This window comes from Longimicrobium sp., assembly GCA_036387335.1.
GTDB lineage: Bacteria > Gemmatimonadota > Gemmatimonadetes > Longimicrobiales > Longimicrobiaceae > Longimicrobium.
This window is the reverse complement of sequence record DASVTZ010000014.1, coordinates 47346-71720: the sequence shown is the minus strand read 5'-3', so window position 1 is coordinate 71720 and position 24375 is coordinate 47346. Positions and strand designations below refer to the sequence as shown.

At 69.7% G+C, this 24375-nt stretch carries 22 protein-coding genes; 14 read left to right on the top strand and 8 right to left on the bottom strand.

What is annotated here, in order from left to right; translation table 11 throughout:
* From VF647_01365 to VF647_01350, 4 genes are all read left to right on the top strand, one after another.
* Positions 1 to 1132: OmpA family protein (locus VF647_01365; GenBank protein ID HEX8450709.1), on the top strand; the 1132-nt coding region annotated here is incomplete at its 5' end.
* A 595-nt stretch (positions 1133 to 1727) separates the two neighbouring features.
* Entirely contained in the window at positions 1728 to 2513 is a 786-nt protein-coding gene (locus VF647_01360; GenBank protein HEX8450708.1) for a hypothetical protein, read from the top strand.
* The gene (locus VF647_01355; GenBank protein HEX8450707.1) at positions 2510 to 3337 is read left to right on the top strand and encodes an ABC transporter ATP-binding protein; all 828 of its coding nucleotides are present in this window, start codon (positions 2510 to 2512) and stop codon (positions 3335 to 3337) included. Before VF647_01360 ends, VF647_01355 begins: the two co-directional genes overlap by 4 nt.
* Positions 3338 to 3471: 134 nt before the next feature.
* Positions 3472 to 4152: a hypothetical protein gene (locus VF647_01350; GenBank protein ID HEX8450706.1), complete on the top strand. Its 681-nt coding sequence runs from the start codon at positions 3472 to 3474 to the stop codon at positions 4150 to 4152.
* A 66-nt stretch (positions 4153 to 4218) separates the two neighbouring features.
* Here VF647_01350 and VF647_01345 read toward each other — a convergent pair whose 3' ends face one another.
* Together VF647_01345 and VF647_01340 are read right to left on the bottom strand one after the other, a co-directional pair.
* Complete coding sequence (locus VF647_01345; protein ID HEX8450705.1) at positions 4219 to 4539, bottom strand: cupredoxin family copper-binding protein; 321 nt, start codon at positions 4537 to 4539, stop codon at positions 4219 to 4221.
* Complete coding sequence (locus tag VF647_01340; GenBank protein HEX8450704.1) at positions 4539 to 5156, bottom strand: DUF4142 domain-containing protein; 618 nt, start codon at positions 5154 to 5156, stop codon at positions 4539 to 4541. Before VF647_01340 ends, VF647_01345 begins: the two co-directional genes overlap by 1 nt.
* Positions 5157 to 5319: 163 nt before the next feature.
* On the opposite strand from VF647_01340, the gene VF647_01335 reads away from it, so the two are divergent.
* On the top strand, positions 5320 to 5991 hold the full coding sequence (locus tag VF647_01335) for an ArsR family transcriptional regulator (protein ID HEX8450703.1): 672 nt from the start codon (positions 5320 to 5322) through the stop codon (positions 5989 to 5991).
* Positions 5992 to 6380: 389 nt separating this feature from the next.
* Here VF647_01335 and VF647_01330 read toward each other — a convergent pair whose 3' ends face one another.
* Both VF647_01330 and VF647_01325 read right to left on the bottom strand, forming a co-directional pair.
* On the bottom strand, positions 6381 to 6785 hold the full coding sequence (locus tag VF647_01330) for a hypothetical protein (GenBank protein HEX8450702.1): 405 nt from the start codon (positions 6783 to 6785) through the stop codon (positions 6381 to 6383).
* 98 nt (positions 6786 to 6883) lie between these two features.
* The gene (locus tag VF647_01325) at positions 6884 to 7819 is read right to left on the bottom strand and encodes a LysR family transcriptional regulator (protein ID HEX8450701.1); all 936 of its coding nucleotides are present in this window, start codon (positions 7817 to 7819) and stop codon (positions 6884 to 6886) included.
* A 94-nt stretch (positions 7820 to 7913) separates the two neighbouring features.
* Here VF647_01325 and VF647_01320 point away from each other — a divergent pair, with 94 nt between their 5' ends.
* Both VF647_01320 and VF647_01315 read left to right on the top strand, forming a co-directional pair.
* Positions 7914 to 10610: a DUF5916 domain-containing protein gene (locus VF647_01320; protein HEX8450700.1), complete on the top strand. Its 2697-nt coding sequence runs from the start codon at positions 7914 to 7916 to the stop codon at positions 10608 to 10610.
* Between the two features lie 285 nt (positions 10611 to 10895).
* Positions 10896 to 12047 carry a L,D-transpeptidase gene (locus VF647_01315; GenBank protein HEX8450699.1) on the top strand — a complete coding sequence of 384 codons (1152 nt, stop codon included), beginning with the start codon at positions 10896 to 10898 and terminating at the stop codon, positions 12045 to 12047.
* Positions 12048 to 12386: 339 nt separating this feature from the next.
* Here the strand turns inward: VF647_01315 and VF647_01310 are convergent, their stop codons facing one another.
* On the bottom strand, positions 12387 to 12656 hold the full coding sequence (locus VF647_01310; GenBank protein ID HEX8450698.1) for a hypothetical protein: 270 nt from the start codon (positions 12654 to 12656) through the stop codon (positions 12387 to 12389).
* Between the two features lie 101 nt (positions 12657 to 12757).
* On the opposite strand from VF647_01310, the gene VF647_01305 reads away from it, so the two are divergent.
* The 4 genes from VF647_01305 (at position 12758) to VF647_01290 (ending at position 17986) form a co-directional block, all read left to right on the top strand.
* The gene (locus VF647_01305; GenBank protein ID HEX8450697.1) at positions 12758 to 13195 is read left to right on the top strand and encodes a GNAT family N-acetyltransferase; all 438 of its coding nucleotides are present in this window, start codon (positions 12758 to 12760) and stop codon (positions 13193 to 13195) included.
* Positions 13196 to 13280: 85 nt separating this feature from the next.
* The gene (locus VF647_01300) at positions 13281 to 13640 is read left to right on the top strand and encodes a YciI family protein (GenBank protein ID HEX8450696.1); all 360 of its coding nucleotides are present in this window, start codon (positions 13281 to 13283) and stop codon (positions 13638 to 13640) included.
* A 2-nt stretch (positions 13641 to 13642) separates the two neighbouring features.
* Positions 13643 to 14893: an RNA polymerase sigma factor gene (locus tag VF647_01295; GenBank protein HEX8450695.1), complete on the top strand. Its 1251-nt coding sequence runs from the start codon at positions 13643 to 13645 to the stop codon at positions 14891 to 14893.
* Positions 14894 to 15202: 309 nt separating this feature from the next.
* Positions 15203 to 17986, top strand: coding sequence for a M14 metallopeptidase family protein (locus VF647_01290; GenBank protein ID HEX8450694.1), 2784 nt, complete (start codon positions 15203 to 15205; stop codon positions 17984 to 17986).
* A 96-nt stretch (positions 17987 to 18082) separates the two neighbouring features.
* Here VF647_01290 and VF647_01285 read toward each other — a convergent pair whose 3' ends face one another.
* Both VF647_01285 and VF647_01280 read right to left on the bottom strand, forming a co-directional pair.
* A complete protein-coding gene (locus VF647_01285; protein ID HEX8450693.1) occupies positions 18083 to 18502 on the bottom strand; it encodes a PIN domain-containing protein in 420 nt (139 codons plus the stop codon).
* A gap of 3 nt (positions 18503 to 18505) precedes the next feature.
* Positions 18506 to 18712, bottom strand: coding sequence for a hypothetical protein (locus VF647_01280; GenBank protein ID HEX8450692.1), 207 nt, complete (start codon positions 18710 to 18712; stop codon positions 18506 to 18508).
* A gap of 233 nt (positions 18713 to 18945) precedes the next feature.
* Here VF647_01280 and VF647_01275 point away from each other — a divergent pair, with 233 nt between their 5' ends.
* The 3 genes from VF647_01275 to VF647_01265 all read left to right on the top strand — a co-directional run bounded on the left by VF647_01275 (position 18946) and on the right by VF647_01265 (position 21255).
* Positions 18946 to 20112: a hypothetical protein gene (locus tag VF647_01275; protein ID HEX8450691.1), complete on the top strand. Its 1167-nt coding sequence runs from the start codon at positions 18946 to 18948 to the stop codon at positions 20110 to 20112.
* Between the two features lie 208 nt (positions 20113 to 20320).
* Positions 20321 to 20806: a hypothetical protein gene (locus VF647_01270; GenBank protein ID HEX8450690.1), complete on the top strand. Its 486-nt coding sequence runs from the start codon at positions 20321 to 20323 to the stop codon at positions 20804 to 20806.
* Complete coding sequence (locus VF647_01265) at positions 20803 to 21255, top strand: hypothetical protein (protein ID HEX8450689.1); 453 nt, start codon at positions 20803 to 20805, stop codon at positions 21253 to 21255. Before VF647_01270 ends, VF647_01265 begins: the two co-directional genes overlap by 4 nt.
* Positions 21256 to 21617: 362 nt before the next feature.
* Here VF647_01265 and VF647_01260 read toward each other — a convergent pair whose 3' ends face one another.
* Positions 21618 to 24299 carry a glycoside hydrolase family 9 protein gene (locus VF647_01260; protein HEX8450688.1) on the bottom strand — a complete coding sequence of 894 codons (2682 nt, stop codon included), beginning with the start codon at positions 24297 to 24299 and terminating at the stop codon, positions 21618 to 21620.
* Between the last annotated feature and the right edge of the window lie 76 nt (positions 24300 to 24375).

The window sequence follows — 24375 nt, the reverse complement described above, 5'->3', positions numbered from 1 at the left end:
CGCCATCCCCAACAACCCGGACGAGACCACCTACGATCCGCAGGCGGTCAACTGGATCAACACCTCCTCGTACGTGGACGCGGCCGAGAAGTACGTCTCGGGCTACTGCGAGGACCGCAAGGTGGTGCAGGACGGCAAGCTCACCGGCGACACGAAGCGGGTGTGCGTGGACGGCATCGTCACCTGGACGCCGGCCGACGTGACGGCGGCGCAGGGGCGCGGCGGGCTGGTCTCGGTGGTCTCCACCAAGGAGTACTCGTCGCAGATGCCGCACGTCATCATCGGCATCCGCAAGTGGAACCAGCAGAACCGCGAGACGGTGGTCAAGATGCTCTCGGCCTTCATGGCCGGCGGCGACCAGGTGCTGCAGCACCCGCGCGCGCTGCGCCGCGCCGCCGAGATCTCGCAGGAGATCTACCAGGAGAAGGGGGCCGACGCGGCGTACTGGGAGAAGTACTACCGCGGCGTCACCGAGCCCGACAAGACGGGGCAGCCGGTGGAGCTGGGCGGTTCCAAGGCCAACAACCTGGCCGACAACCTCCTCCTCTTCGGCCTGGCGCCGGGCAGCTCGCCGGAGACGTCGCGCTTCCGCGCCACCTACACGGTGTTCGGCAAGATCGTGACGCAGCAGTACCCCAAGCTGGTGCCCCGCGTCCCGCCGGTCGACTCGATCCTGGACGTGTCGTACCTGCGGCTGGCTTCGGAGCGCGCCGGCGCGTCGGGCGAGGCGGTGGGCAAGGCGGAGGCGCCCACCTACACGCCGACCAACGAAAAGGTGACGCGCGTGGTGGGCCGCCGCGGCTACAAGATCACCTTCCGCACCGGCTCGGCCGAGCTGTCGCCCGAGGGCGAGCGCGAGCTGCAGGAGCTGTTCGACAACCTGTCGATCAACTCGCTGGCGGTGGAGGTGCACGGCCACACGGACAACACCGGCACGGCCGAGGCCAACCAGCAGCTGTCCGAGGACCGCGCGATGGCGGTGAAGAAGTACCTGGAGGGCCGGTCGGCGAGCACCTTCCCGCAGGGCCGCGTCCGCATCTTCGCCCACGGCGCCACGGAGCCGGTGGAGTCGAACCGGACCGAGGAAGGCCGGTCGGCGAATCGGCGGGTCGAGGTCGTGATCGGGAACTGAAGGACGGAAGTGCGTTAGTGCGTTAGTGCGTTAGTGCGCCCGGGGCGGGTGTGGTGCGGCCCCGGGCGCGGTTCCAGGAGCGAATGAATTCGCCGCTGGAAAAACACGAACGCCGCCTGCGCGGACTCGGGGTGCAGGCGCCCCATACTCTTTGTCATCCTGAGCGACGCGCCGCTCCGTCCTTACCCGTACTCCACACTCTGGCGCGGAGCGAAGGATCTACTGCGCGTTGTGCGGGGCTCGGGGTGAAGCGCCGACCCCGGCCCTGCTCCGGCTAGATCCTTCGGTCGCCGCAGGGAGTTCGGAGTGCTTCGCGGAGTTCGGCGGGGCGGCTCCCTCAGGATGACAAGAGGACGGGGATCGCGCGCCGCACCCTGCGTGCGGCGAATTCATTCGCGCTGGTATGGCGGACGCGCCGGGGATCCGCAGGCGGTGGGCGGACACGCAGGTCCGCCCCTACGAGATTCGGTGCGCGGCGCGGAGGTCGAGGAACGCAGAGGGTGGCCGCGACGAATCGCGTCCCTACGCACTCACGCACTCACGCACTCACGCACTTCCCCACCGACCTTACCCCTTACACCCAAGCCATCCCCCAATGCCCTCCCTTGGTCCCGCACTGCGGCCCAACCGCTGGATCGCGCCCGGAGCATACTGGCTCCTGGTCGCCATGTGGACGCTGCTCGTGTTCATGGCGTGGCTCCTGGCGCCCGCGTACTTCCCGTCGCCGGCGCGCGTGCTCAGGGCGTTCAGCGAGCTGACCGCCAGCCAGGGGCTCATCGGCGAGCTCTGGACTTCGCTGGTGCTCTTTGGCGAGTCGCTCCTGATCGCGTCCATCCTGTCGATGGGGCTGGCGTACGCCACGGTGGTGCCGGCGGTGCGGCCCATCGTGATGGCGCTCACCCGCGCGCGCTTCCTGTCGCTGGTGGGGCTCACCTTCATCTTCACGATGATGCTGAGCGGCGGCCACGCGCTCAAGGTGGGGCTCCTGGTGTTCGGGATCACCGCCTTCTTTCTCACCTCCATGGTGGACGTGGTGGCGCAGGTGCCCACCGAGAAGCTGGACCACGCGCGCACGCTGCGCATGGGCGAGTGGCGCACCGTCTGGGAGGTGATCGTGCTGGGGCAGATGGGCACCACGCTCGACGTCATGCGCCAGAACGCCGCCATCGGGTGGATGATGCTCACCATGGTGGAGGGAATCTCGCGCAGCGAGGGCGGGATCGGGGCGCTGCTGATGGACCAGAACAAGCACTTCAACCTGGCCGCCATCTTCGCGGTGCAGGGCGTCTTCCTGGTGGCCGGCTTCGCCCAGGACGCCGTGCTGGCGTGGCTCAAGGCGACGCTGGTGCCCCACGCCGCCCTCACCACGGTGCGCCGATGACCACGCACGTGTACGAGCGCCGCGGCATCCTGCTCGACATCCAGGGAGTCAACTTCGTCCGCAACGGCGTCCCCATCCTGCGCGACCTGTCGGCGCAGATCCGCGACGTGGTGCGCCCTGGGATGTCGCAGGGGCAGATCGTGGGGCTGCTGGGCCCCTCCGGCGTCGGCAAGACGACGCTCTTCAAGATCCTGGCTGGCCTCGTTGACCCCGACGAGGGGACGGTGCGCATCGGCGAGGCCGGCGTGCCCGCCAACCCGGGGCTGGTGGGGGTGGTGACGCAGAACTACGTCCTCTTCGAGCACCGCACCGTGCTCGGCAACCTGCTGATCGCGGGGAAGCAGGCCGGGATGTCGTCCGCCGACGCGAAGTCGCGGGCGATGGATTACCTGGAGCGCTTCGGGCTGACGGCGCACGCGGAGAAGTACCCGATGCAGCTCTCCGGCGGGCAGCGGCAGCGCGTGGCGATCGCGCAGCAGCTTCTCTGCTCGGAGCACTACCTGGTGATGGACGAGCCGTTCTCCGGCCTCGACGTGATCGCGCAGGAAAAGGTGCAGGAGCTACTGGTGGAGGTCAGCAAGCGCCACGAGGAGAACACCATCATCCTGGTGACGCACGACGTGACCGCGGCGGTAGCGGTGTGCGACACCATCTGGCTGATGGGGCGCGACCGCGAGCCCGGCGGCGCCATCATTCCCGGCGCGCGCATCGTGGAGGTGATCGACCTGATCGAGCGCGACCTGGCATGGCATCCGGACATCCGCACGCGGCCCGGCTTTCACACGCTGGTGGACGAGATCAAGGCGCGGTTTCACACACTCTGAACAGCAACTGCGGGTTTCACGCGGAGACGCGGAGACGCAGAGAGAGAACTGCAGCGGCCTTCTTTTCTTCTCTCAGCGTCTCCGCGCCTCCGCGTGAGCCATGCAGTTCGTACTGACTCGCAATCGAGATAGTCGTGTCTCAGCGGATTCTTCTCGTGGCGGCGCTTTTTACGTTGGGCGCGTGCACGTCGTTCAACTCGGTGCGCTCGGCGGAGGTGCATCGGGGGCCGGCGCTCGCGCTGCAGGGGACGGTCACGACGGCGCCGGGCGATGATGCGGCCTGGTTCTGGGGGCTGGATTGCTCGTCAGACTGCAACCGCGTCCTCGCGAGCGTGGATGGCGGGGTGGCGTTCGGGAGCACGTCGGGGCGGACGCCGTTCAGTGTGGGCGGGGGGGTCAGCGGGATCCTCTATCCGTACCTGGAGGGCTACGTGCAGCTCAATCGCGCGGAGCAAAACCCGTGGGGCGCGGGGGTGCGCGTCGGCGTGCCGGTGCAGAGCTGGACCGAGCACCAGCTCTTCGCGCGCTTCGACCGGCCGCTGGGGGATGGGAAGCGCCTCCTCCTCAACCCCACGCTCTTCCTCCACACCGGCAACTCGCCCAACGGCGCGAATCCCGGGCACATGCTGGCGTTCGTGCCGGGCGCCGGCGTCCTGTTCGAGGGGGAGACGATGTCGTTCATCCCCGCGATCTCGCTGGGAGTCGGGCGTGGCGAGCGCCGCTCGATATCTCTCGATGAGGGCGGACCATTCACCACCGTGTTCGGCACCGTTTCGATGTCGGTGGTGGCGCACAGGAAGCGCGCGGCCAGGTAGTGGCGCGGTTGGATGGATGACGGTGAGCGGGCGCGGCTGCATGCCGCGCCCGCCTCGTTTTCTCCGTCACCGCGCTTCCACCCGGGCCTGCATCCCCGGGTGGAAGGCGCACACGTAGCGATGCGTCCCCTTTGTGGCGATCACCACGCGTCCCGTCTGGCGCGCGGCGATGCTCCCGGTGTCCCATGCGCCGCTGGCGGTGGCGGTGTGGGGAACCACGTCTTCGTTGGTCCACACCACCGTGTCGCCCACGGCCACGGTCAGCTCCGCGGGCGCGAACTGGAAGCCGCGGATGGCGACGGCGTGCGCCCGCGGCTTCCCCGCCCCGCCGCCGCAGCCGGCCAGCGCCGCCATCACAACAGCGGCCGCGAAGCGACTCCTGCGCATCAGCTCTTTCCGAGCGACGATTGCAGCTGCTTCGCGTGCTCGAGGTGCGCGGCGACCGCGGGGCGCGTCTGCTGGAGGAGGGCCTTGAGTTCGGCGTTCTGCGCGTTGGGGATCAGCGTCTGGTCGATCGCGTCGAGCACCGCCTGGTGGTAGGCGACTTCGTGGTCCACGTACGCCCGGTCGAACTCCGCGCCGCTCTTGCCGCGCAGCTCGCCCAGGTTCTTGGTGCCGCCGTCGCGAAGCCCCTGGCTGGTGGGATTCGACTCCGGCGTCACGCCCAGCTTGCCGACCAGGTCGCTCGCCGCCTTGTTGACGCCGCTGTGGTCGGTGATCATCCGCTGCGCGAACTCCTTGACCGGCGCGCTCGTGGACTTCGTCTTCGCCAGCTCGCCGGCGTCGATGTCCACCTGGTTCGCGGCGACCACGATGTCCGCGATCTGCGGGTCCGTCACGGTCGGTGCGGCCGAGGCGGGTGCGGCGGGCGCGGCCGGCGCCGTGGAGGTAGTCGCCGTGTCGGTTGCGGCGGCGTTCGCGCTGTCGTTCTTCGCATCGTCGCCCCCGCCGCAGGCGGCGAGCGCGGCCAGGGCCAGGAGCGGCAGCATGGTCTTCCCGTTCATCGTCTTCTCCCCGCGTAGGTGGAATGATCTCCTGCATGAAGCAGAGTCTACGAGGGCCTCATATATATGTCAATGGTTTATTTGACTTATTGGACAAACGCGTGCATCCCTGTTAAACTCCGCAGCGAGGCGGCGGCGACCTAACGTATTGAGGGGGTGCGGGATGCAGGCGACCCAGTGGATCGAGCGGCTCCTTGCCAGCACCCGCGGGCAGATCGTGGGGCTCCTCCGCCGTTCGGCCCGGACGGTGAACGAGCTGGCCGACGAGCTGGGGCTCACGGACAACGCCGTCCGCTCGCACCTTTCCGCGCTGGAGCGCGACGGGCTGGTGAAGCAGGAACGGAGCACGGGCCGGCGCTCCGTGGGGAAGCCGGCGTTCGTCTACACTCTCACGCCCGAGGCGGACGGGCTGCTTCCCAAGGCGTACGCGCCGGTGCTCGGACTGCTGCTGGGCGTGCTGGGGGAGCGGCTGGGGGCGGAGGAGACGGAAGAGCTGCTTCGCGAGGTGGGGCGGCGCGCGGCCGCGGGGCGCGGAGAGCAGGGTCAGGACATCCGCATGCGGATCGAGGCGGCGTACGGGGTGCTCGGGGAGCTGGGGGGCGTGGCGGACATCGAGGAGGGAGAGGGGACCGTGGTGATCCGCGGCTACAGCTGCCCGCTCGCGGCGGTGGTGCCCGGCAACCCCGGCGTGTGCCGCCTGGCGGAGACGCTGCTCACCGAGCTGATCGGCGTGCCGGTGCGCGAGCAGTGCCAGAAGGGTGAGCGGCCGCGCTGCTGTTTTGAGATTCCGCTGCCGGGCGGGGGTGGCGCCGAGGCCCACGTCGCCGGGGGTTGAGGTGCGCGGGGGTTGAGTCGCCGGGTAAACGTCGCGGGGCACGCACAGCCGGGCACGCATCGCCGGGCACGCATCGCCGGGCACGCATCGCCGGGGGCGCGTCGCCGGGGGCTAAAGCCCCCGGCTGGAACGACGGGAAGCCCACTGAAGTGGGCTCGCTAGGCGCGGGCGCCCTCCCTTTTTTGTCATCCTGAGCGACGCGCCGCTCCGTCCTCGCCCGTGCTCAATACTCTGGCGCGTAGCGAAGGATCTACTGCGCGCGGCAGGAGGCTCGTGGTTGCACGCGGTCCTCGTGCCTCGCCGGCTAGATCCTTCGTTCGCCGCAGGGAGTACGGTGTACACGGGGCACCGGGGCGGCTCTCTCAGGATGACAAAACAAAGGGGGGGGATCAGGCGGCGGGGATGTGCGCGCGCTCGAGCTGCTGCTCGCGCAGGCGGCCGCCGAGCCAGGCGTAGGGCATCACGAGCGCCAGGTTCAGCGCGATGGCCCAGGCAGGGCGCTGGCCCCAGGTGGCGACCGCGCCGATCACGTTGAAGACCAAGCCGAGGAAGCCGAGGATCAGCGCGTGGCGCATCGGGCGGTTGGGAGCGAGCCACGCGGCCAGCCAGCATCCCGCGATGGCGAAGACGGCCACGTACGCCGCCTCCAAGAGGACCAGGGCGGGGTCGGTCATCGACTCTCCGGCCGGCAGGATCCCGGCCGAGGACAATGCGGCGCCGGTACCGCCCGCGAGCGCGCCGATGAAGAGGAAGCCGACGACGATCGCGAGGATGCTGCGGACGAAGGGGGGCACGGGAGCTCCGCGAGAGGGGTGGGGATGGGAGGGGTGCGGAAGATTGAACGTGCGCATCGCCCGGCGCAAGCAACTCGTCGGATGGCCGAAGCGCCGCGTTAGCCCGTCAACGCCGCGAAGTGCTCGTGGGTGATGTCGATGAAGGCGGCGAGGACGGGCGGCGGCTCCTCACGGCGGCGGACGAGGGCGATGGTGGTGCGGCCCCCGTCGCGGTCGAGCGGGTGGTACGACAGGCCGCCCCAGCCCAGGCGCCGGAAGGAGGCCGGGACGAGCGATACGCCCAGCCCCGCATCCACCAGCGACACGATGGTGAGCCACTCCTGCGCTTCCTGCACCTGCTTGGGATGGAAGCCGGCATCGCGGCAGAGGCCCAGCACCTGGTCGTACAGCGTGGGCGCCACGGTGCGCGGAAAGAGGACGAACGGCTCGTCCGCGAGCGCGCCCAGCGGGAGCACGGCCTCGTCCGCGCGCGCGTGGCCGGGCGGGAGGACGGCCACGAACGGCTCCCGCACCACCGGCTCGGCCAGGAGCGATGCGTCGGCGGGAGGCTCGCGCAGGAAGCCGGCATCCAGGAAGCCCGCTACGATGGCGTCCCGCTGCGCGCTGGTGGACATCTCGCGCAGGCGCAGCTCCACGGCGGGGTAGCGGTCGCGAAAGGCGTGGAAGACGCGCGGCAGCGCCGTCAGCATCGCCGACGCGGCGAAGCCGATCGTGAGCACGCCGCTCTCGCCGCGGCCGGCGCGGCGCGTTGAGTCGATCCCCTGCGCCACCTGGGCGAGCGTGCGGCGCGCGACGGCCAGCAGCACCTTCCCCGGCTCGGTGAGCGCCACGCGCGGCCTGCGCTCGAAGAGCGAATACCCCACCAGCGACTCCAGCCGCGCGATCTGCTGGCTGAGCGGCGGCTGCGCCATGTGCAGCCGCCTCGCCGCGCGCCCGAAGTGCAGCTCCTCCGCCACGGCGACGAAGTAGCGAAGGTGGCGCAGCTCCACCGAATCGAGAAGGCGCGGCTCGGGCGAGGATGATACGTGAATCATATCAGGAACACACGTTAGCGGTATTGGACGTATCTATGCTAAACATTTAACATCCTTGCACACGTTACGTCCACTCCCCGACCCGCCTTTCCAAATGATTCGTCGATCGCTGCTCGCCTTTCTGCTCGCTCCTTCGCTGCTCGCCGCGCAGACGCCGGCGGCGCCCGCCGCATCCAACACGCGCCCCAGGCCCGTTCTCCAGGCAGCGCGTGCCGCGGGCGCGGTGCGCATCGACGGGCGGCTGGACGATGCGCCGTGGGCCGCGGCGGAGGTGGCGGGCGGCTTCACCGAGAGCTATCCCAACGCCGGCGCGCCCGCCCGCTTCGCCACCGAGGCGCGGGTGCTGTACGCGGACGATGCGCTGTACGTGGGGATGCGCATGGCCGATCCGCGACCCGACTCGATCGCCGCTCAGCTCGCCCGGCGCGACGCGGGCGGGCTGTACTCGGACTGGGCGCAGGTGATGATCGACAGCTACGCCGACGGCCGCACCGCCTTCGCCTTCAGCGTGAACCCGCGCGGGGTGAAGCGCGACGTCTACCTCTTCAACGACGCCAACGAGGACTCCGGCTGGGACGCCGTGTGGGAGGTGGCGACGCAGGTGGACTCGGCCGGGTGGACGGCGGAGTTCCGCATCCCGCTGTCGCAGCTTCGCTTCGGGCGCAGCGAGCCGGCGGGCGGCCGCGAGTGGGGATTGCAGCTCACGCGCGACGTGGCGCGCTTCGACACGCGCTTCGCCTGGTCGCCGTGGAACCGCAACGACAACGGCTTCGTGTCGCGCTTCGGGCGGCTCAAGGGGCTGCAGGGCATCCGCGCGCCGAGCCGCCTGGAATTGCAGCCGTACACCGTCGCCCGCCTCACCCGCGCACCCGATCAGCCGGGGAATCCCTTCTACCGCTCGTCAGACGCGGATGCATCGGTCGGCGCGGACGTGCGCTGGGGGCTACCGTCCGGCCTCACGCTCAGCGCGGCCATCAACCCCGACTTCGGGCAGGTGGAGGTGGACCCCGCGTTCGTGAACCTGAGCGCCTTCGAGACGCAGCTTCCCGAGCGGCGCCCCTTCTTCAGCGAGGGCACCGACATCTTCCGCTTCGGCAGCCTCCTGTCGCACATCAGCCTGACCGCGCCGCAGTTCTTTTACACGCGCCGCATCGGGCGTGCGCCGCAGCGGCAGCTCGGCGGGTCGTACCAGTACTTCGACGCGCCGCAGAGCACCACCATCCTGGGCGCCGCCAAGCTGAGCGGAAAGACGGCCGGCGGCTGGTCGGTCGGCGTGCTGGACGCGGTGACGGCGGGAGAGCGCGGGCGCGTGCTGGTGTCGGATGGCGTCACGCGCGATGAGGCGGTCGAACCGCTCAGCAACTACCTCGTCGGCCGCGTGCGCCGCGACCTGAACGGCGGGCGCACGGTGCTGGGCGCGATCGCCACCGCCACCCATCGCAGCCAGAGCGATTCCGTCTTCGAGCCCATGCTGCGCTCCGACGCGTACGTGGCCGGCGTGGACGGCGAGCACTCGTGGGGCCCGAGCCGCATGTGGTCGGTGAGCGGCTTCGCGTCCGGCTCGCGCGTGGCCGGCAGCGCGGACGCCATCGCCGCCACGCAGCGCTCCAGCGCCCGCTACTTCCTCCGCCCCGACGCCGACTACCTGGAATACGACCCAACGCGCACCTCGCTGGAGGGCTACGCGATGGGCGCGGCGCTGCGCAAGGGCGGCGACTGGCGCGGCTCGCTCTGGATGCAGCAGGTCAGCCCCGGCTTCGAGACCAACGATCTGGGCTTCCAGAGCCGCGCCGACAGCCGCTCCCTGGCGGCGCTCTACGGCTACCGCCGGGGGAAGCCGGGTGCCGTCTTCCGCGAGTGGTTCGTGCGCGCCTTCACCACGCAGTCGTGGAACTTCGGCGGCGACCAGACGGGGAGCACCTACGCCCTGCGCGGAAACGGCACCTTCAAGAACCTGTGGAGCGCCACGGCCACGGTGGAGTACGCGCCGCACGTGACCAGCGACCGCCTGACGCGCGGCGGCCCGCTGGCCGGCACCCCCTCATCGCTCGCCTTCTCCGGCGGCGCGGGAACGGACCCCCGTAAACGCGCGTCGCTGTACCTGGACGGCTACACGTCTACCGACGACGCGGGCGGCTACTTCCGCTACCTGGCCGCCTCCGTATCCGCGCGCCCCTCGACCAGCGTGCAGGTGAGCGTGGGCCCCGTGTGGGAGTCCGGCCGCACCGACGCGCAGTACGTCCGCACCCAGTCGGACGCGCTGGCGACGGCGACGTACGGCCGCCGCTTCGTCTTCGCCACGCTGGAGCAGACGACGGTCGCCCTGAGTACGCGCCTGGACTGGACCTTTACCCCGCGCCTCTCGCTGCAGCTCTACGCCCGCCCCTTCCTCTCCGCGGGCGAGTACGACGGCTTCAAGGAGCTCGCGGCGCCGAACAGCTACGACTTCACGGAGTACGGCGCCGACGCGGGCACCATCGCGCTGAACACCGCGTGCGGCACCGCGGCGGCCAATCCGCAGCGCTACACCATCGATCCGGACGGCGCCGCGGGCGCGGCCAACTGCTTCCAGGTCGGCCGGCCAGACTACAACTTCCGCAACCTGCGCGGCAACGCGGTGCTGCGCTGGGAGTACCGGCCGGGCTCCACGCTCTTCTTCGTGTGGCAGCAGGAGCGGAGCGGCCAGGAAGGCTTCGGCGACTTCGACGTAGGCCGCGACGCATCCGGGCTCTTCGAAGTCCCCGCGCGCAACGTTTTCCTTGTAAAGGCGACGTACTGGCTGGGGCGCTGAACGCAGGCCCCCTCCCCGCCTCGTCACCGCGCTGCCCCTCCCCCAACCTCGGGGGAGGGGCGCACGCGTAAATCCCCGCATCACGCACAGATCTCGTAGGGCAGACCTGCGGCCGTCTTTCCCCCTCCCCCGGGCAGTTTCGGGGGAGGGGGATGCGTCGCGGAGCGACGCTGGGGGTGGGGCCCCCGCGAAACTCCCCCCGCCCGCCAGTGTACCCCCATTGCGCCCCACCCGGGCACCGCGCGCCCATCGCGCGGACCACGATCCGCCGTACCGCTGGACACCATGCGAAGCACGACCTGGACGAGAATCGCGGCGGCGCTGCTGCTGGCGCTCGCGCTGGCTGATGCGCTTCCCTCCGAGGCGCAGGCGCCGCGCAGGGCGGCGGGGAGTGGCGTGCGCGTGCGATCCGAGGCGGTGGCGCGGGGGCGGCACGTGGTGGTGATCGACCTCGACAGCAACCGCCTGCTCTTCACGAAGGGGAGCCGCGTTCTCTGGTCCGCGCCGGTGGGCACGGGCACCGGGCTGCGCCTGGAGTCCGACCGCGACGCGTGGAACTTCCACACGCCCAACGGAACCTTCCACGTCGTCTACAAGGCGCGCGAGCCGGACTGGATCGCGCCCGACTGGTACTTCCTGGAGCACGACCTCCCCGTGCCGCCCGAGAACAGCCCCAGGCGCCGCTTTCCGCGCGGGCTGGGGGCGGCGGCGGTGTACCTGGGCCAGGGGCTCGCCATCCACGGCACCGACAAGCCGGAGCTCCTGGGCCAGCGCGTGTCGCACGGCTGCATCCGCCTCTCCGATGCCGATGCGCTGCGCCTGTACCACAACGTGCAGGTGGGAACGGAGATCGTAGTCGTCGGCGGCGCGGACCTGGAAGCGACGCCGGCGGCCCGTAGGCGCACCACGACCTCCACGCGGCCCGCCGGCACCCCGCCGCCGCGCGATCCCGTGGTCGTCTCGCTGGAGCGGGAGGAGACCGGCACCCTCCTGGAGCGCCTCGATGCGGAGCTCTTCTCCACCGCGTTCGGCGGGAGCGGACCGGGATGGCCGCGGGTGGCGAGCGTCCTACTCTTCCGCGGCGTCAAGGATGGCGATGACGAGGCGCTCGCCGGCCTGTTCGCCCGCCTCGACGACATCGGCCCGGGGACGCTTCGCGACGAGTACGCCACCTTCCTCTCCGACGCGTTCGTGCAGGGACCGCTCCGCACGCTCGCCGTGCTGGGCCGCATGGACCGGAGCGTTCGCGCCACCGTCGCCCGTGCGATCGTCGCCTCCACTGTCGGCCTCTACCCCGGCACCACGGACGACCCGCGCCTCCCGTGGCCCACCAAGCGCGCCCCGCGAAGCGTCCTCGATCCCCGCTCGCAGCGGGCCTGGGATGCGCTTCACGTGGCGGAGCAGGAGTATCGGGATTCGCGTGTGGCCGGGAGGTAGGGGACAGAAGTGCGTGAGTGCGTGAGTGCGTGAGTGCGTGAGTGCGATGGGACACGGCGGCCCCCTTTTTTGTCATCCTGAGCGAGCCGCCCCGCACAGATCCACGGGGCGCATCCCCGAACTCCAGGCGGCAAGCGAAGGATCTAGCCGGCGCGACAAGGGGCCGGTGCAACGAGGCCGGCCCCTCGGTACGCGCAGTAGATCCTTCGCTTCGCGCCAGAGGCCGGTGACGGGTCGTGGGCGGTGAGGCGCTTTGCTCAGGATGACAAAGTGCCTGCTGCCGCCGGGCCCCGTTCCCGCACTAACGCACTAACGCACTAACGCACTCACGCACTTCCGTTACAGCCGCGGATGCCGCTCCTTATCCACCGTGTCGTTGTCGCGCGAGCCGGGGCGGGCTTCCTCATTTTGCGTATGGCTGACGTCGTCCGGCTTGCCCTCGTGCTTCTGGTCGAGGCGCTTCTGGTGCGAGTCGTCCTTGTCGGCACGCGCCTGCTGCTTGCTCGCACCGGTGCTGGCGCCCACCTCACTCGCGCTCTTTCCCTCCTTCTTCGCCTCGCGCGCAAGCTTCTGCTTCTGTTCCTCGCTCCCTTCCATGCTCTTGCTCATCGTTCCTCCTGCCTCGCGTGGGTTTCCATCCGCGTCGGGGAGGCGGAGTCCGGGCAAGCATCGTACCTTTTACCCGACTGATCCCTCGCACTGGAGGCCTGATGCAGCGCACAACCCACGTCCGCCCCGCCGCGCCCGAGGACACCGCCGCCCTCGCCGCGCTGATGTCCCACCTCAGCTACCCGACGGAGCCAGACGCCATGCGCGTGCGGATGGAGCGGATCTCCGCGCTGGATGGCTACGCTGCGTGGGTGGCGGAGGCCGAGGGTGAGGTGATCGGAATGGTGGCGGCGATGATCGGCTGGACGCTGGTCTACGACGATCCCTTTGCGCGCATCCTGGCGCTCGTGGTCGACCCCGCGCACCGCGGCAAGGGTGCGGGCGCGGCCCTGGTGCGCACCGTGGAAGAATGGGCGCGCACCCACGGCGCCGGCACCCTCCACCTGACCGCCGGGAACCAGCGGACGGAGGCGCACGTGTTCTACAGACGGATGGGCTTCGACGACACGGGGAAGCGCTTCTTCAAGCGCCTCGGCTGATCACGCGGGCGCGATGTCGATTTCGGCGGTCCCCGAGCGACTACAGGGTGCTCACGGTTTTTCCCACCACACCATGGAGGCCCCGATGAAGTACCTCTGCCTGATCTACGACGACGAGAAGATGATCGAAGCGATGCCCAAGGAGGAGCAGGATGCGTTCATGGGCGAGTATATGTCGTTCACCGAGGGGATCGTGGCGAGCGGCCACATGATCGCCGGCGAGGCGCTGCACCCGGTGCAGACCGCTACCACCGTGCGCATCCGCAACGGCAGGATCTCCACCACCGACGGGCCGTTCGCCGAGACGCGGGAGCAGCTCGGCGGGTTCTACCTGATCGAGGCGCGCGACTTGAACGACGCCATCCAGGTGGCCGCAAAGATCCCGTCGGCGCGCACCGGGAGCGTGGAGGTGCGGCCGGTGGTGGACTTCGGAGCGCAGCAGTAGCGGTGCCGGCCGGGGACGCGGCCGAGCGGGTGCGGGAGGTGGTGGACGCCGTCTACCGCACCGATTCGCGCCGCGTCCTCGCCACACTGATCCGCCTGCTGGGCGATTTCGACCGCGCCGAAGAAGCCCTGCACGACGCCTTCACCGCCGCCCTGGAGCGCTGGCCGCGCGACGGCGTCCCCGCCAATCCGCGGGCGTGGCTGGTGTCGGCGGGGCGCTTCAAGGCCATCGACGCCATCCGCCGCCGCGCACGCTTCGACGCGAAGCTGGCCCAACTCGCGGACCAGCTGGAAGTCGCACCCACAGACGCGGCGGCGTGGGAGGACGACGGCGTGGAGGACGACCGCCTGCGCCTCGTCTTCACCTGCTGCCACCCCGCCCTCTCGCCCGACGCGCAGATCGCGCTCACGCTGCGCGAGGTCTGCGGCCTCACCACGGAGGAGATCGCGCGCGCTTTCCTCACGGGCGCGCCCACGCTCGCGCAGCGCATCGTGCGCGCGAAGGCCAAGATCCGCGACGCGCGCATCCCGTACCAGGTGCCATCGCGCGCGGATCTGCCTGCGCGCCTGGACGCCGTGCTGCACGTCGTCTACCTGGTCTTTACCGAGGGATACTCCGCCTCCTCCGGCGAATCGTTGACCCGCGCTTCGCTGTCGGGCGAGGCGATCCGCCTGGGGCGCCTGCTGGTGGAGCTGCTCCCCGAGCCGGAGGCGATGGGCCTCCTCGCGCTCATGCTGCTGCACGAGTCGCGGCGCCCCGCGCGCGCCTCCGCCACGGGCGAGTTGGTGCTGCTGGCCGATCAGGACCGCTCCCTCTGGGACCGCGGGCTGATCGAGGAAGGCGTGGCGCTTGTGGAGCGCGCACTTTCGTCGCGCCGCTTCGGCCCCTACACGCTGCAGGCGGCGATCGCGGCCGTGCACGCCGAAGCGCCGACCCCCGAAGCCACGGACTGGCCCCAGATCGTGGGCCTCTACGACGTGCTCGCCCGCGCCGATCCCTCGCCCGTCGTGAAGCTGAACCGCGCCGTCGCCGTGGCCATGCGCGACGGCCCCGCCGCGGGACTCGCCCTCGTCGACGAGCTGTTGGCCCGCGGCGAGCTGGCCGCGTATCACCTGGCTCATTCCGCGCGCGCCGATCTGTGCCGCCGCCTGGGCCGCTCCGCCGAGGCCCGCGCCGGCTACGAGCGCGCCCTCTCCCTCGCCCTCCAGGAACCCGAGCGCCGCTTCCTCGCACGCCGCCTCGCCGAGCTGTAGGGGCGCGATTCATCGCGCCCGCCCCCGCCGCCACCCCGCCGCCCGCCCCGAACCCCGGAACCGGTAGGGGCAGACCTGCGTGTCTGCCCGCCCTTGCCGCCCCCCCAACCTCCGCCTATGGCACCAACCTCGTAGGGGCCGCCCCACGTGGCTGCCCGTGCCCGCCTCCACCCCACACCCTGCCGGCCGCGCAACCCCACTTTCGGGCCCCCGTCTTGACTTCGCGGCGAGGCGGGTCGATTCTGACGCTACATCCGTTCAACAGGCTGCAACCCCCGCCGCGCCCCCCGCGGCCAGACCGAGGATTCCATGCCCACCATCCACCGGACGGCGCGCTTCGTGGCGCTGGCGGCGGTGCTGGCCGCGTCCGCCGCGCCGGCGCAGACGCGCGTCACCTCCCCGCGCGAGCAGTTCGGCCACGACGTCGGCGCGGACTACGTGCTTCCCAACTACCGGCAGCTCGTGGCGTACTGGCAGAAGCTGGACGCCCAGAGCGACCGCATGCGCATGGTCGAAATGGGGAAGACGGCCGAGGGGCGCACCGAGTACATGGCGTTCGTCTCGTCGCCGGCCAACCTGCGCAACCTGGAGCTGCACCGCAGCACGGTGCGGCGGCTGGCGCTGGCCCGCGGCGTGGACTCCACCGAGGCGCGGCGGCTGGCGCGCACGGGGAAGGCGGTGGTGTGGATCGACGGCGGGCTGCACGCCAGCGAAGTGCTCGGCGCACAGCAGCTCATGGAGACGCTCTACCAGCTCGTCTCCCGCAACGACGCGGAGACGATGCGCATCCTGGACGACGTCATCATCCTCTTCGTCCACGCCAACCCGGACGGCATGGACCTGGTGAGCGACTGGTACATGCGGAACCCCAACCCGCAGCAGCGCTCCACGGGCAACATCCCGCGGCTCTACCAGAAGTACATCGGCCACGACAACAACCGGGACTTCTACGCCTCCACGCAGCCGGAGACGGAGAACATGAACCGGGTGATGTACCTCCAGTGGTTCCCCCAGATCGTCTACAACCACCATCAGACGGGGCCCACGGGAACGGTGATGTTCGCGCCGCCCTTCCGCGATCCGTTCAACTACGTGTACGACCCGCTGGTGGTGACCGAGCTGGACCAGGTGGGCGCGGCCATGCAGACCCGCTTCATCGCGGAGAACAAGCCCGGCGTCACCACGCGCACCGGCTCCAACTACAGCACCTGGTGGAACGGCGGGCTGAGGACCACGGCGTACTTCCACAACATGGTGGGGCTGCTCACCGAGACCATCGGCAACCCGACGCCGATGAACATCCCCTTCGTGGCGAACCGGCAGCTCCCCAGCGGCGACCTGATCTCGCCCGTCGCGCCGCAGCGGTGGCACTTCAGGCAGTCGATCGACTACTCGGTGACCGCAAACTACGCGGTGCTCGACATGGCGTCGCGCTATCGCGAGACGCTGCTGATGAACCAGTGGCGCATGGGCGCCAACGCGATCGAGCGCGGGAACCGCGACACGTGGACGCCGTACCCGCGCCGCATAGCCGAGGTGCGCGACTCCATGCGCGCCGCGCGCCGCGGCGGCAGGACGGACACGGACCCCGTAATGGCCGCCGGCGGCCAGTTCAGCGATACGCCTAACCCGCAGGAGTCGCAGCGCTACCTGGCGATGCTGCGCCGCCCCGAGTGGCGCGACCCGCGCGGCTACGTGCTCCCCAGCAACCAGCCGGACTTCCCCACCGCCACCAAGTTCGTCAATGCGCTGCTGGAGACGGGCGTCGAGGTGCACCGCGCCACCGCGGAGTTCAGCGTGGGCGGCAAGCGGTACCCCGCGGGCTCGTACGTGGTGAAGACGGCGCAGGCCTTCCGCCCGCACGTGCTGGACATGTTCGAGCCGCAGGACCACCCCAACGACTTCCGCTACGAGGGCGGCCCGCCGATCCCGCCGTACGACGTGGCCGGGTGGACGCTGGCGTACCAGATGGGCGTGAAGTTCGACCGGATCATGGAGGGCTTCACGGGGCCTTTCCAGCGCATCGACGCCTTCAACACGCGCCCCGCGCCCGGCCGCGTGGCCACCCCGCGCTACGCCGTGGCGGCGTACCTCGTATCCGCGGCCCAGAACGATGCATTCACGGTGGTGAACCGCCTTCTCGCGGCGGGCGTCGAGGTGCAGCGCCTGTCGGCCCCGCTGGCGGCCAACGGCGAGACGTATCCGGCCGGCACCTGGGTCGTCCCGGCGCGCGTGCAGGGAGTCTACCAGCGCCTCAACGCGCTGGCCGCTGAGCTGGGCGTCGACGTCGAAGCGCTCGCGGAGGCCCCCGCCGGCGCCATGCGCGTGCGCCCGCTGCGCATCGGCCTCTGGGACCGCTTCGGCGGCTCGATGCCCTCCGGCTGGAACCGCTACCTCTTCGACCAGTGGGGCTTCACCTACCGCCAGGTCTTCGCGCAGGAGCTGGACGCGGGGAACCTGAACGCGAAGTACGACGTCCTGATCTTCCACGACGGCGCCATCCCGGAGGAGGACCGCCCCGCCCGCGGCGAGCCGGACCCCGCCACCATCCCGGCCGAGTACCGCGCGCACCTGGGCAACGTCACCATCGCGCGCACGGTTCCGCAGCTCCGCGCCTTCCTGGAGGGCGGCGGGAAGGTTGTGACCATCGGCTCGTCCACCATCCTGGCCCACCACCTCGGCCTCCCGGTGAACGATCACCTCGTCGAGCGCACCTCGACGGGCGACACGGTGCACCTGTCGCGCGAGAAGTTTTTCATCCCCGGCTCCGTCCTCCAGGTGCGCGTGGACCCGTCGCGCCCCGTCGCCTGGGGGCTGGAGGAGCGCGTCGACGTGATGTTCGACGACTCGCCCGTCTTCCGCCTGGGCTCGGACGCCGCCGCCCGCGGCGTGCGCCCCGTCGCCTGGTATGAGGGCAAGGCCCCGCTGCGCAGCGGCTGGGCCTGGGGCCAGGACAAGCTCGACGGCGGCGTCGCCGCGGCCGAAGCCACGGTGGGCAAGGGCACGCTCTACCTCTTCGGCCCCGAGATCACCTTCCGCGCCCAGCCCCACGGCACCTTCAAGCTGCTGTTCAACACGCTGTACGGGATGTGACGATGGAAGGGCTACTGCCCTTGTGAGCAGGACCCGATCTGAAAAAGCCCCGACCTGGCGTCGGGGCTTTTCGTGTTTGTCCGCAACGCCGGGCCCTCAGCGGCGCGCGTCTGAGATCCTGGAGAAGCCCGCCTGCTCGAAGTGACCATCGAATGCGAGCGCGTCCTGGATCCCGAGACGTTCCATCAGGACAAAAGACGCGCAGTCGGTCAGCGAAAAGCGCTTGTCCGGTCGCTGCCTCAAGTACTCGAAGGCGGCTCGAAAGATCTCCTCGTCCACGTGCACCAGGCGCACGGATGGACTCGCCAGCAGCCAATCGCCAATCTCCACCGCTTTCGCGTGGCGTCCGCGGCTGACGAAATAGGTTACCACCTCATCCAGAACGAAGCTCGTCGTCAGCAATTGAGGACGACTACGCGCAAACCGTCGCCAGTGCTCGATGGCGGCGGCGTGATGCTGGTCGTTGTCCGATTCGAGAGCAACGAGATAACCCGTATCGAGGAATACCTCGGCCATACGCTAGGCCGAGCCGTACAGATAGCGGTCGTGTTGTGCGGCTCCGTCCGATACTCCCGTTGACACGGGCGAGTTTCCGAGCCGCATTATCGGGTCTTCGGCGGCTTCGATTGCCTCACGCCTCATGCTCGCGAGGAGGCGAGCCACGAGCTTCGCGCGCTCGCCCTCGGGAAGCTTCAACGCCTCTGCTTCGAGTTCCTGAATGCTCATCGGATCTCCTTCGGAATCGGAACGGCTTTCGGACTCGGCGCGAAGGCGAAGCCTGCTCCTCTTCTGCTGCGAGGAACGGTCCACCCGCTGCGTCTCCAGGAAGAGATACCCCGCAGATGCCGAACTAGATCGGCAACCTAGGAATCCGCCGGGATCGGGCCGACTACTGGATGGAGCGCCGCTTTCTCGACATGCGAGTCATCAACGCGTGAATCGAGGAAGTCGAAAGCTGCATGCCCATCCTTCCAGCCCTCGCCATCATGAGCAACGAATTCCGCAGCCGGTTCGTATCCCACGCGCAGCTCGCGGTGGAGCGCGCGGGGCGCGCGCAGACCGAGGCGGCGACCAACCAGTACCTCGTTCTCCCGTTCTTCCAGCTGCTCGGCTACGACCCGCTCGACCCCGACGAGGTGGTGCCCGAGGCGCACGCGTCGTTCTCGGACAAGTTCAAGAACCGGGTGGACTTCGCCATCTGTCAGGACAAGACGCCCGTGATCGCCGTCGAGTCGAAGAAGGTCGGCGCGCTGGTGGAGGCGAACCGGGGCGAGCTGAAGGGCTACTTCAACGCGGTGCCCTCCGTGAAGCTCGGCATCCTGACGGACGGGCTCACGTTCCAGCTGTTCACGGACACGAGCGCCGAGAACATGATGGACGACGAGCCGTTCGCGGTCGTCGACCTGACCGAAGCCGCGCGCGACCAGGTGGACGCCAACGCGCTCGACGCCCTGATGCGGCTGCGCAAGGGCACCTTCGACCCCGCGAACGTGGGGGCGGATGCGCGCCGGAAGATGCACGTGGCCGCCTACGCCGATGCGCTGCAGCGCGTGCTCGCGAGCCCCGACGAGCGGTTCGTGCGCGTGATGATGGACGTCGCGTCCATCGAAGGCCGCCGCACCTCGCGCATGGTGGAGGAGCACGCGCTGCTCGTGCGCGAGGCGGCGGACACCATGCTCGACCGCAAGATCCTGGAGCGCGTCGGCTTCGCGGATCGCAGCGACCTGGTGCGGATTCCCGCCGAGTCACCGGTGCCGCCCGCGCCCGCGGAAACCGCGCCGGAGCCGGCACCCGCCCTGGAGAGCGGAGTCGTGACCACCGAGACGGAGCGCCAGGTGATCGAGTACGTCCGCGCTCGCCTTCCCTTCCTGATCGAGCGCCAGGAAGATCTTTATCAGAAGCTCTCGCACATTCGCTCGGTTGATCACAAAACGGTGTTCTGCGTGTTCTACCGCCAGGAGCGCAAGGGGAAGCTGTTCAACTTCACCGAAGGCAATCGCGGCGCGCGCTACCGCTTCGAGTTCGTCACCCCCGAAGGCGCGGGGTGGGTCAACACGGACACACTCTCCGACATCGACGCACCGCTCCTCGCGGCGTTCACGGCGAGGGTGCAGGAGCTCGGGTGAACCTGACGGTGGACTGCTGCCGAAGACGCGTGGAGATGCGATGCGCCGGCGCGCGCGCTCCGATGCGCCCAGCAGTCAAGCCCCGCTGCGCACAGGTGGCGTGGTTGTGTTGCTGACCAACAACAGGAGTAAAACGGCACCAAATATGCGGCGATTTTCCACCACTGGTTCAGGCGAGTGCTCTCACACCTTAATGAGGAGGATTGGGATGGTCGTGAAACGAATTCTGGGAGTCGCGTCAGTGCTGGCACTGCTTGCCACTGCACCGGCGGCGAGCGCGGAAGAAAAGTGCGGCCGGTGCTATGATAACGAAGACGGAAGCGCGCACGTCTTCGGCAATGCCGGATGGTGGATCTCGTACATGTACGCGGACTGCAACTCTTTCAACTCGTGTCACCCCGACGTGCAGTATGGGTCGTGCCAGAGCTTCCACTACGGGTGTGGGCTGTTGTCGGCGGTGCTCACCGAGCGGATGAACACCAGCATCGTGCGGGGCGACGTCGTCAGGGTGGGCGCGCTCATCGCGGCGAACCCGGGCCGGGTGCGATTCAGCCCGTCGTCCGGGCAGGTCGCGGTTCTCGACTGCGACCGGAAGGTGCTGATGACGTGGGATTTCAACGCCCATTCGAGCCGCGCACTCGCGTTCCGCGGCAATCCATCCACGAAGCTCCACAATGATCGGAGGGTAGGATGACCGCTTCATGGAAGACGATGCGCGCCCTGGCCGTGGCGCTGGTCGCGACTGCGGCGGCGTGCGACTCGCGCCAGCAGGAGATCTCGGCCTCCGGTTCGGGCCTGCCCGCGGCGTCACCCTCTGAGAACGTGGTGACCATTCGGGCCTTCGGCAAAGGGAAGTACGGAGTGGACGCCGCCCGGAACCTGAGCGTGGCGGAGCTCGACACCATCTTCGCGAGGCGCTATGCGCAAAGGCCAGGAACGCGCGTGGTGCGGGTGCTCAGCTCCCCCGACGTGACCGGATACGACATCGTGATGGCGGTCAACGCGGCGCGTGCCGCCGGGGCCCGGCGCGTCGACGGCGTCGCGGAATACTCCGAAGACGGGTCTACCGGCAACCGAAAGGTATGGAGCGAGCCGATCGAGCCGCTTCCCGCCTCGGCGGCCAAGGACACGGCTCGGCACTGAGATCGCGCGTCGGAAGAGGTGCAACGAGACGCAGTAGCGGAACCGGGCTCGTGACTACCGAGACAGAGCGTCAGTTGTTCGGGTGTGACATGGACGCGGCCCCTGTTCGCGGCGTTCACGACGAGAGTGCAGGAGCTCGGATACCTTCCTTCAGCAGCGAGTGGGCGCTCCGTCTCGCCAAGTGACATGACCCCGCCACGGATGCACGCCGGTGGCGGGGTTCTGTCGTTGGTTCGGTTCGGCGCTTCGCACGAGCGTTTCCCCGGACGAGGAATGGTCCAACCTGGCACCTCCTCCGAAGTCACATGCTGCCACGACTTCGGATAGGATCGTAGTGAGATGCCCCCCAGAGACCGAGGGGATCAGGGCCGGCTCCCCACGAGCTCGAACACCTCGCGGCGCCGCGCCAGGTCGCCATCGGGGACGGCGATGGCGAACCATGGGGCGTCGGCGATGATCCGCCGCGCCTTCCACTCGACGATGGCGGGCCCGCGACCGCGCTGTTGCACCGTACGCAACGGCCGCTCGATGCGCAGGTTCTCGACGCGCAGGGCGACTGTGCGGACGGCGGGGTCGCGGGTGGTCAGGCGGATGGCGATGTCGCCGTTGCGGGCGGTGGTGGCGGTGACCTGAAAGTCGGCGGAGGCGGCGGGCGCGGGGGTGGCCAGCAGGTCCTCCATCATCCAGAGCCAGCGGCTGACGGGATGGACCCAGACCTCCTTGTACACGTACATGTTCTGCGCCGGCCAGTAGGGCAGATCTGTGACGCCGCGGCTCTGCATCCCGACCGGGAGCGAGCCGACGAAGTCGCCCGACGACACGCTGTACTGCTGCGCCCAGTCGTACCCCTCGCCGTACATCGTGCTCTGGACGAAGGGGTTGCGCCCGACGACCCACTGAAGCTGCCGCTGGGCCAGGTCCATCCCCGCGCTGTCGCCGCGGAGCCGTGACGCGGCGGAGAGCGCCTTCGCCTGTGAGAGGAGGATGCCGTAGTTGCCGCGGCGCGCGAACCAGACCGGGAACGCGCGCAGGAACCAGCCGTCGCCCATCGGCATCCCCGCGCTCACCTGCGCACGGTACGCCTCGCGACTGCCCCCGTGCAGCGCGCCCGAGTCCGGCACCTCCTTCGCCTCGTCGCCCAGGCGGTAGACGTAGGCGGGGAGAACACCGTACGGCGCGGTCGTGGACGCGGTGCGCTTCTGATACTCAGCGTGCAGGGCGACCGTGGAGTACCACTTCATCCAGTCCGGGTGGTCCGGCAGCGCCTCCGTGAGCTGCGCCAGCGCAACGACCGGCGCCTGGTCGTTGCCGCGATGGAACTGGTGGAAGAGCGTGTCGCGGTCCGGGCCCGTATAAAAGAACCCGGCGAGCGGAAAGGCGCCGCCGACCGGGCGCTTCTGCTGCGAATCGACGATGACGCGCGCGAGCTCCACCGCCTTGTCGGCGTACTTGCGGTCCCCCGTTGCGCGGAAGAGCTCGAGCGACGCGGTGACGCCGATCCCCGCGAGCTCCATGCGGGTCGCGGCGAAGGCGGGCGTGTGCCAGGTCGACGGCCCTTCCACGCCGACGATGGCGTGGCTCCAGTCGTCCTCGGCGATGCGCAGGCTGCGCGCGGCCAGCTCGGGGTCGCTGTCCTTGAGCACGCGATACGCGATCGCGCCCGCCGCCGCGGAGATGTAGTTGGCGTTCGGGTTGTTCTTTGCGACGACGGTGCGGTCGTCCTCGTCGCCCACCACGTTGTTGGTCCACAGGTTGTGGCTCCCGAAGGCCACGCGATAGCCGCCGGGGAAGCGCACGCGCAGCACCCAGTCCAGCCCCCACTTCGCTTCCTCCAGCACCCGCGCCACGAGCGCCGGGTCCCCGCCGCGCGCGCGGAGCCGCTCGGCCAGGGCGAAGAGCGCGTACGTCCCCTCGCCGGTGTTGATCACCCCCTGCGACAGGTCGCCCGCATCGTGCCACCCGCCGCTCGTCACGATGCGCTGGCCGCCATGCGTCGCGAACCAGTCCAGGTGGTCGACGCCGTGCGAGCCGGGCACGTCGAAGCCACAGCGGTTTCCGTAGAAGAAGTTGAGCGCCTTCCACACCGTCCCCTCCCACACGTCCGCGCCGATGCGAAACGGCCGCGTCGTCTGGCCGCCGGCGCGGAGGACGTAGCGCCCGGGCGCATTCACCTCCGAGAAGTCCATCTGCTGGAACGAGCCGAGACGGCTGCTCACCCGCTGCACCGGCCCTCGCAGCACCACCTCGCCGAGGGCGCGGCCATCCACGCGCACCAGCTCGAAAGCCGAGGCCGCCAGATCGCTCGCGACCGCCGTCTTCGAGAAGCCCGCCGCGTAGCCGGTGTGGCTGAACGAGATCCGCCCTGGCGCGACGCTCCACCCCGTGTGGTGGTCCGGAGCGACGCGCTGGAGCTCGATGCGTCCAATCTCGAACGCGACGCGGTCGCCGGGCGCCGCGAGCATCTTGTTGGCCCAGTAGCCGATCTCGACGGCCGTCACGCGATCGCGCGGCAGCGGCTCGATCTCCCACACGACCTGCTGCCACCCGTTGGGCGCGAGCGTGACGTAGTGGATGCCCTCGCGGCCGTACCGGTCGGGCACCTTTTCCGCGCCGTCGTTGTGCAGCACGATCTGCATCGGGATGGTCGGAAAGCCGCTCGTCTCCGTGCGAAACCAGATGGAGAGCCGGTTGTAGCCGCGCCAGTCCTCGCCCTCGAACGCGCGCCGCAGGTTGACGCTCGGCAGGCGGTTGCGCGTCGGCGCCGGCGCGTCGCGGAACATCTGCATCTCCACGCGCATCACGCGATCGCCAGCGAGACTCGGCTGGGTGGGGAAGCTCAGCGTTCCCGTCCCCGTGAAGCGCCAGGTGGCCGGCCCCGTCAGCTCGTCCAGCGTGCGCCTCGCCAGCACCTCCTTCCGCAGCCACCCGAACTCCGCCGAGTTCTCGAACTCGATCGGCATCAGCGCACGTGACGGCTGGCCAGCCAGGTCGGATGACGCGGCGGCGCAGGCGAAGAGCACAAACACGGCGTACCTGGCAAGCATCTTGGCGAGGTTCTATGTGGGAGGTAAGCTACGGCGTACGCGCCGCGTTAGCTGGGCTCGCGGCCTGTGAAAGCCC

What these genes read in the sequence shown, in the direction of transcription:
- VF647_01360 (HEX8450708.1), top strand. Translation starts at nt 1,728, where the DNA reads ATGCCCTCCCTTGGTCCCGCACTGCGGCCCAACCGCTGGATCGCGCCC.
- VF647_01355 (HEX8450707.1), top strand. Translation starts at nt 2,510, where the DNA reads ATGACCACGCACGTGTACGAGCGCCGCGGCATCCTGCTCGACATCCAG.
- VF647_01345 (HEX8450705.1), bottom strand. Translation starts at nt 4,539, where the DNA reads ATGCGCAGGAGTCGCTTCGCGGCCGCTGTTGTGATGGCGGCGCTGGCC.
- VF647_01340 (HEX8450704.1), bottom strand. Translation starts at nt 5,156, where the DNA reads ATGAACGGGAAGACCATGCTGCCGCTCCTGGCCCTGGCCGCGCTCGCC.
- VF647_01335 (HEX8450703.1), top strand. Translation starts at nt 5,320, where the DNA reads ATGCAGGCGACCCAGTGGATCGAGCGGCTCCTTGCCAGCACCCGCGGG.
- VF647_01325 (HEX8450701.1), bottom strand. Translation starts at nt 7,819, where the DNA reads ATGATTCACGTATCATCCTCGCCCGAGCCGCGCCTTCTCGATTCGGTG.
- VF647_01320 (HEX8450700.1), top strand. Translation starts at nt 7,914, where the DNA reads ATGATTCGTCGATCGCTGCTCGCCTTTCTGCTCGCTCCTTCGCTGCTC.
- VF647_01315 (HEX8450699.1), top strand. Translation starts at nt 10,896, where the DNA reads ATGCGAAGCACGACCTGGACGAGAATCGCGGCGGCGCTGCTGCTGGCG.
- VF647_01310 (HEX8450698.1), bottom strand. Translation starts at nt 12,656, where the DNA reads ATGAGCAAGAGCATGGAAGGGAGCGAGGAACAGAAGCAGAAGCTTGCG.
- VF647_01305 (HEX8450697.1), top strand. Translation starts at nt 12,758, where the DNA reads ATGCAGCGCACAACCCACGTCCGCCCCGCCGCGCCCGAGGACACCGCC.
- VF647_01300 (HEX8450696.1), top strand. Translation starts at nt 13,281, where the DNA reads ATGAAGTACCTCTGCCTGATCTACGACGACGAGAAGATGATCGAAGCG.
- VF647_01290 (HEX8450694.1), top strand. Translation starts at nt 15,203, where the DNA reads ATGCCCACCATCCACCGGACGGCGCGCTTCGTGGCGCTGGCGGCGGTG.
- VF647_01285 (HEX8450693.1), bottom strand. Translation starts at nt 18,502, where the DNA reads ATGGCCGAGGTATTCCTCGATACGGGTTATCTCGTTGCTCTCGAATCG.
- VF647_01280 (HEX8450692.1), bottom strand. Translation starts at nt 18,712, where the DNA reads ATGAGCATTCAGGAACTCGAAGCAGAGGCGTTGAAGCTTCCCGAGGGC.
- VF647_01275 (HEX8450691.1), top strand. Translation starts at nt 18,946, where the DNA reads ATGCCCATCCTTCCAGCCCTCGCCATCATGAGCAACGAATTCCGCAGC.
- VF647_01270 (HEX8450690.1), top strand. Translation starts at nt 20,321, where the DNA reads ATGGTCGTGAAACGAATTCTGGGAGTCGCGTCAGTGCTGGCACTGCTT.
- VF647_01265 (HEX8450689.1), top strand. Translation starts at nt 20,803, where the DNA reads ATGACCGCTTCATGGAAGACGATGCGCGCCCTGGCCGTGGCGCTGGTC.
- VF647_01260 (HEX8450688.1), bottom strand. Translation starts at nt 24,299, where the DNA reads ATGCTTGCCAGGTACGCCGTGTTTGTGCTCTTCGCCTGCGCCGCCGCG.